We start from the raw sequence: 13,329 nt of genomic DNA on the forward strand, positions 1-13,329 counted from the left end.
GGATGATTACCTTCATATTTTTAGGTTATTGCCCAAGCAACAATCACTCATTACAGAATAGGCTATTAACGAGTAACTAAAGGAGTGATTGGCATGACTCATACTGTACAGCATGGGGAGACAATATATTCTATTGCATCAAAGTACGGGATTGACCCTGCATATTTAATGAGATATAACCAGCTGCATTCAACGATGTTACATGTCGGGCAAAAGCTAAGAATTCCGGAGGGCATGGGACAGCATCCAGGCGGTGGTCAGCACCCGGGCGGCGGTCAGCACCCGGGCGGCGGTCAGCACCCGGGCGGCGGTCAGCACCCAGGCGGCGGTCAGCACCCGGGCGGCGGTCAGCACCCAGGCGGCGGTCAGCACCCAGGCGGCGGTCAGCACCCGGGTGGCGGTCAGCACCCAGGCGGCGGTCAGTATCATCCAGGCGGCCATTACCCGGGTGGAACCTATTATCCTGGCGGCCCGCACCATCCAGGCGGAGGCCATCATTCAGACGGCCAGCATGAATCTCAGGAAATTCGCCGTTTGGAACGTCGAATTTCTCGGCTTGAACAGAGGATTGATCAATTAGATCGCCGTGTGAACCATTTGGAAGGCGGCCATCATTAAGAAAAACCGGGCGAAATGAAATACGCCCGGTTTCTCTTTCTTATTTTCCAAACAACCCTTTGCCGCCTTTAGCCAGAACGACCCAGTTTTGGCCTGCACTCTCTGTTGTATACACATCATTTTTTTGTGTTGATATAACCATTTGTTTTTGGTCTTTAGGGTTTTGCGTCATGTATTTAATTGGATCTTGTTCAACCGAAGATAACTCTAATGAAGTGATGTTTCCTGTGCTGAGGTCAACTTTATCCATTTCAGATTGATCAGTAAAAGCACCTGCATATAGAAATCCATCAAATCCATACAATAAACCGGTAACGTTTTTACCTGTAAATACCGTTTTAAATATCTTTCCGTTATCCTTAGATATGAACAGCCCCTGATCGGTTCCGACCGCTACAATACTTTTATTTTTAGGATGTACAGCGATTGCTTGCGGTTTTCCTATTAACCCTTTTGCATCGCTTTTGGTCCACGATTTCCCATCATTTAATGAATAATAAAGCCCCGAAGTTGGCATCTTTGAATTTTTGTTTGGATTAAATACATAAATAGCATGAGAATAGTAGCCGACACCCATAATTTGAAAATTAGTTTTCCCGGAAAAACCTAAAGTCTTAATATTTTTGCCTGTATTCGTCACTTTAATAATACCAAGCGGATCAGGATGCTTTGAATTTTCACCCGAATGACCGCTGCTGTAAAATCCGTCATCTGTCATTGAAAAGCCAACATAATCATTTTTCTCAGCATTTTGCTTTTTCCATTCACCATTCATATAAACAGCAAGTCCATCATGTACCGGTACATAAAGGCTTTTACCGTTACTTGAGTATCCTAAGCCGTATATTTGCTTAAATCCCACCGTTTTATTCTGAGATCCATGGTGAAGATAGAGGAACCATGCTGCAATAATAACTATAAAAATAATAACAATGATAAAAAGTCCGCCGAAACCTTTCTTAGGACCATTAGCTGTTTGGTCTGTATTTTTTGTCACCAGACGATGCCCCTTTGATAGTAAACTTTTGGATTCTAGCTGAATCATCATCCAATTAATTTTAATGATAATGATTATAGTTCCATTAAACAAGGAATAAGCTGGTATTTTGACAGTTTTTCTAAGAAAAAAGTCATTTAGTCACAGTATTGCAATATAATATGCGAATTAAACAAAGAAACGAGGCCCCGCTGTTTTACCAGGTGGACCCCGCTCTGCTTAAGAATGATGTGCAGCCTTTTCTTTCATTGTTTGAATTAACGCTTGACGTTCTTCAGCTGTAACCGTCGAACAGCCGGATTGGCATGATTTTTTCATTGAACAAGCAGCACATTGGCCTTGACGGCTCTTTTTAATAAACCGTGTTATTGTCCAGACCGCATACCCAAAGATCACAACGCCAATGATAATACTAATAACCATTTCATCTGCCTCCTTGTTAATGCAAACCTAGTAATTTTCCGCCTTGGTAGATAACGAGAGAAAGAATATAAGCAATCGCTAAGGCATATATGATAGAAAATGCCGTCCATTTTTTTGAACCTGCTTCCTTTTGTATAACAGCAACCGTGGATAAGCATGGTACATATAATAAAATAAATACCATAAAACTAAAGGCTTGAAGCGGCGTAAAGAAATGTGTGATAATATGCGACAACGATTGGCCATCAGGAACAAAGTAAAGAACATTCATCGTTGAAACGACAACTTCCTTTGCCAGAAATCCGGTAATAAGAGCGCCTGCCGCTTGCCATGTGCCAAATCCTAGCGGTGCAAACAGCGGAGCAATATAACTGCAAATGATAGCCATAAAGCTCTTATCAATCGGAACGTTAAATCCGCTCGGTCCCGCATAGGATAAGAACCAGATCGCTACTGTTCCGCCAAAGATAAATGTACCAGCCTTTCTGACAAAACCTTTCCCTTTATCCCAAGTGCTTCTTAATAAAGTTCTCGCTTGCGGGACACGGTACGGCGGAAGTTCAATAACAAATACTGAACCCTCTCCCTTAATAAAAATAGAAAATATCTTTGCAAGTATCAATGCAACGACAACACCAAGAACGTACAGTGAAAGAACAATGATCGCCTGATGTTTGTGAAAAAAAGCGGCAACAAATAAGCTGTATACAGATAAACGTGCTGAACAAGACATTAAAGGCGTTAATAATGTCGTAAGCAGCCTTTCTTTTGGCTGTTCAATCGTTCTCGCCGCCATGATACCCGGAACGTTGCAGCCAAAGCCAATAATCAGCGGAATAAACGCCTTGCCATTCAGCCCGACAGATTCCATAATCCGGTCCATGACCATGGCAACTCTTGCCATATATCCTGAATCCTCAATTAAAGATATAAAGAAAAACAGGATAAAAATTTGCGGAACAAAGACCAGTACGCCTCCGACACCGGCAACAATGCCATTTAAAACAACGTCTCTGATAAAATGCGTTGCTCCAATCGCGGTCAGTCCCTTGCCTATCCAATCGGTTAACGGACCGGAAAAGAAAGCATCAAGGGCATCCGACAGCGGTGTGCCAAGGTAGTTGAATGTTAAATTAAACACGAAAAACATTAACAGCAAGAAAATAGGAATCCCTAAATATTTGTTAGTGACAATCGCATCAATTTTTTCGGTAAATGTCGTTCCTTTAATATCAGTCTTTGTAATAGATTCATTAAGTACAGATGAAATAAACTGCTGCCTGACAGCATGCAAATGATGCTTAATAGATTTCTTTTGATGATGTTTCTTCAGTTCATCACTTAATGTTTCATAGATCTCATTTAGTTGCACAGGGTTAATATTGGATTCCAGTTGTGACCTTACAACCTGATTCCCCTCTAAAAACTGAAGCGACAGCCATCTTTTATTTATTTCATTATAATCAGGCATAATAGAGATAAGCTCTTCGATGACATTCTCAACCTCTTTACCATAATCAATATGTAATGGTCTAATGTCTTTACCTGTCACCCGAAGTTCTTGAGCAAGCTGTTTGCAGCCCCTGCCTGTTCTTGCAATGATTGAAATGACAGGTGCACCCAATTTCCTTTTAAGCGCCTGTTCATTAATTTGTATACCGCGGGACCGGGCAACATCTATCATATTTAATCCGATGACAACCGGTTTCCCAAATTCCAATAACTGAACCGTCAAATGCAAATTTCTTTCCAATTGTGAAGCATCAACAATATTTAAGACCGAAGAAAATGATTCATTAATTAAAAATTCGCTGGCAATACCTTCATCCTTCGATAAAGGATTCAAAGTATAAATGCCCGGTAAGTCAATAAGCAATCCATTTTTGCCTTTAAGCGTGCCAACCTTTTTCTCAACAGTGACACCGCTCCAATTGCCTACGTACTCATAAGAACCTGTTAAAATATTAAAGAGTGATGTCTTGCCTGTATTCGGGTTGCCAAATAGCGCGATTTCCATTAGACTTTCTCCACTCTTATGCATTTAGCCTCTTTTCTTCGAATCCCAATACATTGTCCGCATGCTTCAAGCATACATGGCCCCCCAAAAGGAAGCGCATATTTATAACAAACCTTCTCCCCTTCTTTAATGCCAAGATCAAGTAAACGATTTTGAATAAGAGGATTGATTTTAGATATATCAGTTATAAATCCTTTTTCACCAGGTTTCATTTGCGTTAGTTCCATTCTAATTCCCCCATGATAATAATGAGAATCATTATCATTATCATAAATAAAAAAAGCGTTCTTGTAAAGAGCTTTTTTTTGGATCTGTAAAAATTGAATTTATTTTTTCAATTGAAATAGGCCTATATAAATGAAACTGGAAAAACAACCATCAATATTTGGATAATCACTTTAGTCTATGAAGGCTGTTTTTTAGTGAGAATAACTTTCATCCATTTAGTTCATTTTAAAAAAAGAAACTAATTTGGAGGAAACTATGCGTCCGATCATTGGTATAACATCTGATATTGAAGCGCAAAAATTTTATGTAAAAAAGCCGTATGTATCCTCTATTATGGATGCTGGAGGTTTGCCTTATATCTTCCCGCAAACACATGATACTGCGATTATTCAAGATCTTCTCGATCACGTTAACGGACTGCTCCTGACTGGCGGATCTGATATTGATCCTTCCTTATACGGCGAAGAGCCTCAACCGGGACTTGGACAAATTAAACCGGACAGAGATCAATTTGAAATGTTATTAATTCAGGAAGCCCTTAAACGAAATATGGCGATTTTCGCTATTTGCCGGGGATCAAACATGCTTAATGTTGCTGCCGGGGGAAATATTATTCAAGATATTCTAAGCCAAAATCCCCATCCTCTTCAACACTATCAACTTGCACCACGGGATTATTGCTCCCACCAGATAGTCATCAATACCGGAACCCTGTTACATCAGATTATCCAGTTGGATAAAATGAAAGTTAACAGCTTTCATCATCAAGCTGTTAAAAACCCTGCACCAGGATTTCAAATATCCGCTGCCTCCAGTGATGGCGTTATCGAGAGTATAGAGAGCACTGTGCATCGGTTTGTTTTAGGTGTTCAATGGCACCCGGGAGATCTCGTCCAAAAGGACAGTTATGCAAAACAGTTATTTCAATCATTTGTAAATGCTTGTCAGAGTAATATGTAACTAATTTTTTATGAAAAACCATTCTAATCGTTATAAATCAAATATAAAATAAAGACCCTTGACTATATTTTCAACATAGTCAAGGGTCTTATAAAATTAAGCTCGAACAAGTTCACTTTCCTGGTTTTTCAACATTTTTTCACGGTACTTTTTTTGTTCCTTTTTAGACATTGCTTTAAAGTCTTTCAGGAACTTTTCATAATTCGGCATGATCTCTTCAATTGTTCCAAAATCTTTTACCTGACCGTATTCCAACCATAAAGCTTTCTCGCAGAATTTCTTCATTTGGCCAATTGAATGGCTGATAAAGAAGATCGTTTTGCCTCTTTCTTTAAACTCATTCATTTTATCATAACATTTATCAGCAAAAGTTTGGTCACCAACAGATAAGGCTTCGTCAATCACAAGAATGTCCGGATCAACGGTCACTGATATACCAAATCCCAGCCGCGATTTCATACCGCTGGAATATTTTTTTACGGGTTGGTCGATGAATTTGCCAATATCGGCAAATTCAATGATTTCCGGCTCAAGCTTGCGAATTTGTTTTTTACTAAAACCAAGCATTAAGCATTTCAGTTCAATATTCTCCCGGCCTGTTAACTGGTTATTGAGTCCTGATTGAACCGCTATCAGCGATGTTTCACCTTTTGTTTCAACAGTACCGGTTGTCGGCGGGACGATGCCGGCGATAATATTAGATAACGTTGATTTTCCTGAACCGTTAATCCCGACAATACCGACGACATCCCCCTCTTCGGCTTCAAAGCTTACATTCCTCAATGCATAGAAGTCTTCGCCGTAACCGGTTGGCAAGATAATATCCAGTAACCTTTCAGATGTCTTTGTATGGAGTTTGTAACGCTTGGTTACATTTTTTACGATGACAGATTTCGCCATGATTCATCACATCCATATTTACTTATAATCAATAAAATGGCCTCTAAACTTCACATGCATCATGGAACCTAAGAACAATAATACTATGACGACAACCCAAAAATAAATGGTATATTGATAATGCTCAACAAAGTACCATGAAGGCTTGCCTAATAAAGCTGAACGATATCCTTCAACAATATAGTATAACGGATTGATCCTCATAATATTTTGGATAAACTGAGGCAATCTATCCGGCGCCCAAAGGATCGGCGTTAAATAAAGCAGCATCCTCATAATTGCCTGAATAAACATTTGTACGTCACGAACAATGGTTGTTAATGTTGATGTAATTAAAGACAAAGCAAAAAGGAAAGCAAGCGACGCAAACATATAATATGGCAATTGTACTATTTCGAGAGTTACTGGAGAGCCGCTAAATTGCAAAATAATAAATATAATAACGAGCAGCATTAAATGTTGATAAAACTTTGCTAAAATCACATAACTCGGTATTGCACTCATTGGAAAACTCATCTTAGACATCATATTAATGCGTGTATATATCGATTTAGATGACTGTGTGATAGCAGGATTAACAAAAAACCAAACGACAATACCCGCAAGCATCCATTCCAAAAACGGTACGCCGTCAATGGAATGGTTCTTTCGAATACCAAATCCAAACACGAACCAGTAAACAGCGATTTGGATCATTGGGTTAATTATTTCCCAAAGGATGCCAAGGTAATTATTTTTATTGGCGCTTTTAACTTCATATGCAGCTAATCGTTGTATTAAATAAAAGCTATTAATTTGTTCCTTAATAACTGTAAACATTGATTTCATGACGGGATCCTTCCTAAAAAAGGTTGTTCAAAAAGTCCGGGAAAAATAGCTGTCGAATTTCTTCGTCACTCGGTCTCTCCGGTCCTCACGTATCATCTTCATACACTCCGGTCCTCGAGACTTTCGTTCCTCGAACTTCTCGGCTCTTTTTGTCCTCCTTTTTGAACACTCATAAAAAAGACTCTCTCCGCAACTCTTCTGGAAGCTTCACCATCCTCTAAATAACAGAAGCGGCGATGAAAATTTTCGAAGCTGTCCGGACATTCAAAGTTATTCAATTCAATATGATGAATGGCGTTAATTACTTCATCGGTTGTTTTGACAAGCGGACCCGGGGCCTCTTTTTCAAAATCAAAATAAAAGCCCCTTAATTTATCACGGTAATGGTCTATATCATATACAAAAAAGATCATCGGACGTCGTAAATTTGCATAATCAAAAAAGACTGATGAATAATCCGTTATTAATAAATCAGAAATTAAATAAAGCTCACGGATATCCTCATAACCCGAAAAGTCATAAGCAAAACCTTGATATGGGGTTAAATCAAAGTTTTCCGCAACTAGATAATGCATTCTTAAAACGACAATATAATCATCGCCTAATTCCTTTTGCATCTTATTAAGATCTAAATCTAAATCGAATTTGTACCGCCCCTTGCCGTAAAATTTATCATCACGCCAGGTTGGCGCATATAATAAAATCTTTTTATCCAAGGGCAGTCCGCATTTTTCTTTGATATTATTTATAGCCTGAACATTATTATTAATATAAAGGAAGTCATTTCTCGGGTAACCTGACTCGATCATTCCTTTATTAAATTGGAAAGCTCTCTGAAAGATTTCCGTTGAATAAGCATTGGGAGATATTAAATAATCCCATTTCCTCGTTGCTATATTAAAATTTTCTTTATATTGGTCTGTTGTTGTTCCTGGCATATGCACTTCATCAATATCTGCAGCTAATTTCTTTAATGGTGTGCCATGCCAAGTTTGTAAATAAACGGTATGCTTAAGTTTTGGAATCCACAAAGGCAATCTGCTGTTAATCACCCAGTATTGTGCACGGGGCATCAGGAAAAACCATTGAATGGAAAATCTTTTTATATACGGTATATGTCTTTCTTCAAAGGTTTTCACGTATCTCTTATCAGCACTCCAGTACATTTTATACTGGGAATGGTTGTTAGACAAGTACTCATAAATAGCTCTCGGATTACAGCTGTATTGTTTTCCATGGAAACTTTCAAATATAATTAAATTCCTTTTTACAGGCAAACATCCAATTAATTTAAAAATGGCTTTATAGATACTTTTTACTTTCGGATGTCTTTTGATTGTTGTCAATAATCGTTTCATATTTTAATCATTCCTTTTACCATCCGATTATAAAGTACCTCTTTTTCTGCTTTGAAGTTTAACGGATGCTTCCTCAGTAAATAAATATTTAACAAGGTTTTCACTGGAATGCCCGTTTGAGTATAAATTCCACTTTTTTGAGAATGACTGAATTTCATCTAAATCAAACTGATGATTTTTAATTTGATTAACCAATTCTCTGGTTGTATAGACAACCGGCCCTGGAACAGATTGCTCGTAATTCTCCCAAAAACCTCTTTGACTCTGATATTCCTTAAGATCATAAGGGAAGAATATCATCGGTTTACTTAATAAGGCATATTCATAAGGGATAGACGAATAATCAGAAATAAGCACATCTGTCACAAATAATAAATCATTGACATTTGGATAAGATGAATAGTCAAAGAAAAACTTGGGATATTTCTCTTGGAAATTAACTGTTTGATCTTTAATAGCCGGATGAAAGCGAAGAAGAACTACATATTCGCCGTTTAATTCTTCATACATTTTATCTAAATCTAACTTTAAGTCAAAATGGTCCAGTTGATGATCACGAAATGTCGGTGCGTATAAAATAACCTTTTTATTTTTCAAATGTTGATTTTCACTGTATAAATAAGAAACAATTTGCTTTTTATAATCCTGGTCAAAAAAAAGGTCAGTCCTTGGAACCCCCGTTCTTAAAATTTTATAAGAAGGGAGATCGAAAGCCTCAATAAATATATTGGCCATCACTTCGGAACCGACAACAACTCTATTGAATTTTTGATAAACGTTTAAAAATCTCTTTTTGGCTGATGCACTGCGATGCTGAACACTTTTATCCTTTAAACCAAAAGTTTTCAGAGCGCCTGCCGCATGCCAGAGCTGAATACACTCGACGCTTTCTTTAAACTTAACAACGGATAAAAAGCCGTAATAATTATCGACAAAAACATACCGCGATGTGGCTATATGATAAGTCGATTTAATTAAATCAACAACATTATTCGTTTCAAACATAATCGTTTTCGTATGATTTATATCTTTGAATTCCTGCCAGCAAGAAGGCTTGCACAAAAAAACCACTTCATAATCTACGCTTTGGCGCTGCATTTCTTCATAGACAAATAGACTGTTCTGCCCAAAAGTAGCTATAAAGGATACTTTATTTTTAAGCGGGAGCCATTTAAAAATGTTAAACAATATCTTAAAGATATACAAGTAAACAGAAATAATGAGCTCCCTAACCATTTCTCGGCTGAAGTAAGTCCTTTTTAATTTTAGTGGTTGAAATACCGGCCGTTCGAGGCAGATAAACCACTTCGCAATATTCCTTAAGGAAGTCAAAGTGTCCTTCCCAGTCGTCGCCCATGACGAAAATATCAATCTCATTATCTATCACATCCTGAACTTTTTGTTCCCAATTGTGCTCAGGAATGACTTCGTCAACATAACGTATCGCTTCAAGAATCATTTTTCTGTCTTCATAGCTGTGATAAGCTTTCTTTTCTTTTAATGCATTAAACTCATCTGTTGAAAGCCCCACAACTAAATAGTCGCCTAATTCTTTGGCTCTTCTCAGCAAGTTAATATGTCCACTGTGAAGCAAGTCATACGTACCATAAGTGATGACTTTCTTCATAATTATCTGCTCCCTTTTTTTGATTTGTCCACTATACCTGTTTCGGCAGTTGGCATATCAATTAGAAGATATATAACAGTAATTCACGTATATATATTACAGCTTTCCGCTTATTTCTACACATTCATATACATATATCCCATTATACTCAAAATGCATCAGATTTCAAATAGTTATCCACAGGTCTTAATTTATATTATCAGCGTTTCTGCGGTGCGACTGTGCGGACGTCTATTCAATTTTTTCGTCGCAATTGTTAAGTCAATTAGTTACTTTTTTGTTGTTGTCTTTTTCCTTTCTTATTATGTAATATTTCCTATAAAAACTTAAAAATGCTTGGTAATCATCTTCACATAAGGAAATTATAAACATAACCCATAACGTTTTCTGCTCAAATAGTCACCCGTCATATTTAGGCATTTTACACTCTAGACCGTGAAATATCATAAAATATTCGGAATATAGGTTTAAAAACCCAAAATAACAGGTATTAAACAATATTAACTGTTTTACATCTCATTTGAAATGGATAAAAAGTCTCGTTAAGCTTTTATTAGACAGACTTTTTAACTAAAATAAAATTTTTGTAAAAATCGTGGAGGTGTCTCTTATTTGCTGAAATTTGACAACGTAACAAAGATATATGAAGGGGGAAAAAAAGCGGTTGATAATATAAACCTTGAAGTTAAAAAGGGAGAATTCATTGTTTTTATCGGACCCAGCGGCTGCGGTAAGACAACAACAATGAAAATGATCAACCGCTTAATCGAACCATCAGAAGGAACCATTTACATTGAAGACGAAGACATCATGAAAAAAGATCCGGTAGAGCTCAGACGTTCCATCGGTTATGTTATCCAACAAATTGGTCTCTTTCCGCATATGACAATTCGCGAAAATATTGCTTTAGTCCCTAAATTGTTAAAATGGCCTGATTCTAAAAGACGCGCCCGCGCAGAGGAATTATTGAAACTGGTCGATTTACCGCCAGAGTATTTAGACCGTTATCCTCACGAATTAAGCGGCGGCCAACAACAACGTATCGGGGTATTGCGTGCATTGGCTGCTGACCCGCCACTCATTTTAATGGATGAACCCTTCGGAGCGTTAGACCCCATAACCAGGGATTCCTTACAGGAAGAATTTAAAAATTTACAGCAATCGCTTGGCAAGACGATTGTATTTGTTACGCATGATATGGATGAAGCGATCCAATTAGCCGATCGTATTGTTATTATGCGTGACGGAAAATTAGTGCAAGTCGGCACACCTGATGAAATTCTTCTGGAACCGGCAAATGATTTCGTTGAAGAATTTATAGGTAAAGAGCGTTTAGTACAAGCCCGGCCAAACATACAGACTGTCGAACAAGTGATGAACCCCGCTCCGGTAACAATTACTTTCGATAAGTCATTATCTCAGGCCATCGAATTAATGAAACAGCGCAGAGTGGATACCTTGCTTGTTGTCGATGAAGAGCGGGTTTTACAGGGATATATCGATGTTGAAATGATTGACCTGAAACGCAAAAAGTCTCATCAAGTCGGCGATGTCATGGAAACAGAAATGTACACAGTAAAAAAAGACACACTGCTTCGCCATACGGTTCGCCGTATATTGAAAAGAGGCATGAAGTACGTCCCTGTTGTTGATAATGACCAACATTTAGTCGGCATTGTAACCCGGGCTAACCTCGTTGATGTCGTTTACGACTCAATCTGGGGCGAAGAAGATCCCGAAATGACTAAACAACAGGAGGGATGATATGGATAGTGTCATAAAATTTTTATCAAACAATTGGGATGAGCTATTAATCAAGTCATGGCAACATTTATATATATCACTGGCCGCCGTCCTTCTTGGCGTCATTATTGCCATTCCCCTCGGGATTGCCCTTACTCGCGTCCCGAAATTCGCCGGTTTCGTTATGGGCATTGTCGGGGTTATTCAAACCTTTCCAAGCCTTGCTATATTAGCCTTCTTTATTCCGATACTCGGTGTAGGTCAATTGCCGGCAATTATAGCCTTGTTTGTCTATGCACTCTTACCAATTTTAAGAAACACATATATAGGAGTCAGAGGTGTTAATAAAAGCATGCTAGAGGCCGGACGCGGCATGGGGATGACAAGCTGGCAGCGGATTATCCATGTAGAATTGCCTCTAGCTGTTCCAGTCATTATGGCCGGCGTCAGGCTGTCAACGGTTTATTTAATCGGTTGGGCTACGCTTGCTTCATATATCGGCGCAGGCGGATTAGGCGACTATATTTTTGAAGGGCTTAATCTGTTCCGGACCGATTATATTATCGCGGGTTCTGTTCCTGCTATTATTTTAGCGCTAATCGCCGATCTCTTGCTGGGCCGCCTGGAAAAATGGATGACGCCAAAAGGTATTAGAAATTCAAAGGAAGCCGTTTAAAAAGGGGGTAGCTTTATAGTTGTTTAAATATAAATGGAAATGTCTATTTATTTTTGTACTCGTTATTTCATTACTCAGCGGCTGCTCTCTTCCAGGCTTGAGCGGTCCAAAGAAAGACACAATTACTATCGGTGCGATGGGTACAACTGAATCACAAATTGTCAGCAGTATTGTCCAACAAATGATTGAACATGACACAAAATTAAAAACAGAAGTAATCAGTAACCTGGGAACATCAACTGTGGCTCATAATGCGTTAACGAAAGGCCAAGTTGATATCACGCCAACACGTTATACCGGTACTGATCTAACAGGCGCATTAGGCATGGAGCCGATTAAAGACCCAAAAAAGGCTCTTAAAGTCGTACAGCAACAGTTTTCAAAAAGATTTAATCAGACTTGGTTCCCTTCTTACGGCTTCGCAAATTCATATGCTTTTACAGTCAGAAAGGACTTAGCAGATAAAGATCATTTAAAAACAGTATCGGATCTTAAGAAAATTGCGCCGCAGCTCAAATTAGGTGTGGACAGCAGCTGGCTGAAACGTAAGGGTGACGGATACCAGGGATTTGTTGAAAAGTACGGATTTAAGTTTGGCCACACATATCCGATGCAAATCGGCTTAGTGTATCAAGCTTTAAAAAACAAAAAAATGGACGTTGTTCTCGCTTATACAACGGATGGCCGTTTAAAAGCTTTTAATTTGAAAACTTTGAAAGATGATAAAAGGTTTTTCCCTCCGTATGATTGTTCGCCGGTTGTTCGCAACGACGTATTGAAAAAGCATCCGGAAATTCGCACCATCCTAAATAAACTTGCCGGAAAAATCAGTACAAAAACAATGCTTGAAATGAACTATCAAGCAGACGTTAAACTAAAAGAACCATCGGTTGTTGCTAAAGAATTTTTAGAGAAGCATCATTATTTTGATAATGAAAAAGGCAGGTGATGATA

At 38.4% G+C, this 13,329-nt stretch carries 13 protein-coding genes and 1 pseudogene; 5 read left to right on the forward strand and 9 right to left on the reverse strand.

Annotated features, from left to right (window positions below):
• Positions 1-93 precede the first annotated feature (93 nt).
• Positions 94-618, forward strand: coding sequence for a LysM peptidoglycan-binding domain-containing protein (locus ACFQRG_RS16065; RefSeq protein WP_380967869.1), 525 nt, complete (start codon positions 94-96; stop codon positions 616-618).
• A 40-nt stretch (positions 619-658) separates the two neighbouring features.
• Here the strand turns inward: ACFQRG_RS16065 and ACFQRG_RS16070 are convergent, their stop codons facing one another.
• From ACFQRG_RS16070 to ACFQRG_RS16085, 4 genes are all read right to left on the reverse strand, one after another.
• Positions 659-1,615 (reverse strand): F510_1955 family glycosylhydrolase, encoded by a 957-nt coding sequence (locus tag ACFQRG_RS16070; RefSeq protein WP_380967871.1) that lies wholly within the window; start codon positions 1,613-1,615, stop codon positions 659-661.
• Between the two features lie 219 nt (positions 1,616-1,834).
• Entirely contained in the window at positions 1,835-2,038 is a 204-nt protein-coding gene (locus tag ACFQRG_RS16075) for a FeoB-associated Cys-rich membrane protein (protein WP_380967873.1), read from the reverse strand.
• 16 nt (positions 2,039-2,054) lie between these two features.
• Entirely contained in the window at positions 2,055-4,055 is a 2,001-nt protein-coding gene (gene feoB, locus ACFQRG_RS16080; RefSeq protein WP_380967875.1) for a ferrous iron transport protein B, read from the reverse strand.
• Entirely contained in the window at positions 4,055-4,282 is a 228-nt protein-coding gene (locus ACFQRG_RS16085; protein WP_380967877.1) for a FeoA family protein, read from the reverse strand. Before ACFQRG_RS16085 ends, feoB begins: the two co-directional genes overlap by 1 nt.
• Positions 4,283-4,538: 256 nt before the next feature.
• On the opposite strand from ACFQRG_RS16085, the gene ACFQRG_RS16090 reads away from it, so the two are divergent.
• On the forward strand, positions 4,539-5,243 hold the full coding sequence (locus ACFQRG_RS16090; protein WP_380967880.1) for a gamma-glutamyl-gamma-aminobutyrate hydrolase family protein: 705 nt from the start codon (positions 4,539-4,541) through the stop codon (positions 5,241-5,243).
• Positions 5,244-5,339: 96 nt separating this feature from the next.
• Here ACFQRG_RS16090 and tagH read toward each other — a convergent pair whose 3' ends face one another.
• The 5 genes and pseudogenes from tagH to tagD all read right to left on the reverse strand — a co-directional run bounded on the left by tagH (position 5,340) and on the right by tagD (position 9,956).
• Complete coding sequence (gene tagH, locus ACFQRG_RS16095) at positions 5,340-6,143, reverse strand: teichoic acids export ABC transporter ATP-binding subunit TagH (protein WP_380967882.1); 804 nt, start codon at positions 6,141-6,143, stop codon at positions 5,340-5,342.
• A gap of 18 nt (positions 6,144-6,161) precedes the next feature.
• Complete coding sequence (locus ACFQRG_RS16100; RefSeq protein ID WP_380967885.1) at positions 6,162-6,971, reverse strand: ABC transporter permease; 810 nt, start codon at positions 6,969-6,971, stop codon at positions 6,162-6,164.
• Between the two features lie 167 nt (positions 6,972-7,138).
• Positions 7,139-8,326: pseudogene (locus tag ACFQRG_RS16105) on the reverse strand (CDP-glycerol glycerophosphotransferase family protein); the annotation flags it as partial.
• 30 nt (positions 8,327-8,356) lie between these two features.
• Positions 8,357-9,565: a CDP-glycerol glycerophosphotransferase family protein gene (locus ACFQRG_RS16110; RefSeq protein WP_380967887.1), complete on the reverse strand. Its 1,209-nt coding sequence runs from the start codon at positions 9,563-9,565 to the stop codon at positions 8,357-8,359.
• The gene (gene tagD / locus ACFQRG_RS16115; RefSeq protein WP_380967889.1) at positions 9,558-9,956 is read right to left on the reverse strand and encodes a glycerol-3-phosphate cytidylyltransferase; all 399 of its coding nucleotides are present in this window, start codon (positions 9,954-9,956) and stop codon (positions 9,558-9,560) included. Before tagD ends, ACFQRG_RS16110 begins: the two co-directional genes overlap by 8 nt.
• 612 nt (positions 9,957-10,568) lie before the next feature.
• Here tagD and ACFQRG_RS16120 point away from each other — a divergent pair.
• The 3 genes from ACFQRG_RS16120 to ACFQRG_RS16130 are packed head-to-tail and all read left to right on the forward strand — an operon-like array spanning position 10,569 to position 13,324.
• Positions 10,569-11,720 carry a betaine/proline/choline family ABC transporter ATP-binding protein gene (locus tag ACFQRG_RS16120; RefSeq protein WP_380967890.1) on the forward strand — a complete coding sequence of 384 codons (1,152 nt, stop codon included), beginning with the start codon at positions 10,569-10,571 and terminating at the stop codon, positions 11,718-11,720.
• Between the two features lies 1 nt (position 11,721).
• A complete protein-coding gene (locus ACFQRG_RS16125) occupies positions 11,722-12,375 on the forward strand; it encodes an ABC transporter permease (RefSeq protein WP_380967892.1) in 654 nt (217 codons plus the stop codon).
• A 19-nt stretch (positions 12,376-12,394) separates the two neighbouring features.
• Positions 12,395-13,324: an osmoprotectant ABC transporter substrate-binding protein gene (locus ACFQRG_RS16130; RefSeq protein WP_380967894.1), complete on the forward strand. Its 930-nt coding sequence runs from the start codon at positions 12,395-12,397 to the stop codon at positions 13,322-13,324.
• Positions 13,325-13,329: the final 5 nt, after the last annotated feature.

Source organism: Scopulibacillus cellulosilyticus, assembly GCF_042665295.1.
GTDB lineage: Bacteria > Bacillota > Bacilli > Bacillales > Sporolactobacillaceae > Scopulibacillus_A > Scopulibacillus_A cellulosilyticus.

Excerpts from the sequence above, each read along its gene's own strand:
- tagH (WP_380967882.1), bottom strand. The coding sequence starts at position 6,143 with ATGGCGAAATCTGTCATCGTAAAAAATGTAACCAAGCGTTACAAACTC.
- ACFQRG_RS16075 (WP_380967873.1), bottom strand. The coding sequence starts at position 2,038 with ATGGTTATTAGTATTATCATTGGCGTTGTGATCTTTGGGTATGCGGTC.
- ACFQRG_RS16110 (WP_380967887.1), bottom strand. The coding sequence starts at position 9,565 with ATGGTTAGGGAGCTCATTATTTCTGTTTACTTGTATATCTTTAAGATA.
- tagD (WP_380967889.1), bottom strand. The coding sequence starts at position 9,956 with ATGAAGAAAGTCATCACTTATGGTACGTATGACTTGCTTCACAGTGGA.
- ACFQRG_RS16090 (WP_380967880.1), top strand. The coding sequence starts at position 4,539 with ATGCGTCCGATCATTGGTATAACATCTGATATTGAAGCGCAAAAATTT.
- ACFQRG_RS16065 (WP_380967869.1), top strand. The coding sequence starts at position 94 with ATGACTCATACTGTACAGCATGGGGAGACAATATATTCTATTGCATCA.
- feoB (WP_380967875.1), bottom strand. The coding sequence starts at position 4,055 with ATGGAAATCGCGCTATTTGGCAACCCGAATACAGGCAAGACATCACTC.
- ACFQRG_RS16125 (WP_380967892.1), top strand. The coding sequence starts at position 11,722 with ATGGATAGTGTCATAAAATTTTTATCAAACAATTGGGATGAGCTATTA.
- ACFQRG_RS16100 (WP_380967885.1), bottom strand. The coding sequence starts at position 6,971 with ATGAAATCAATGTTTACAGTTATTAAGGAACAAATTAATAGCTTTTAT.
- ACFQRG_RS16085 (WP_380967877.1), bottom strand. The coding sequence starts at position 4,282 with ATGGAACTAACGCAAATGAAACCTGGTGAAAAAGGATTTATAACTGAT.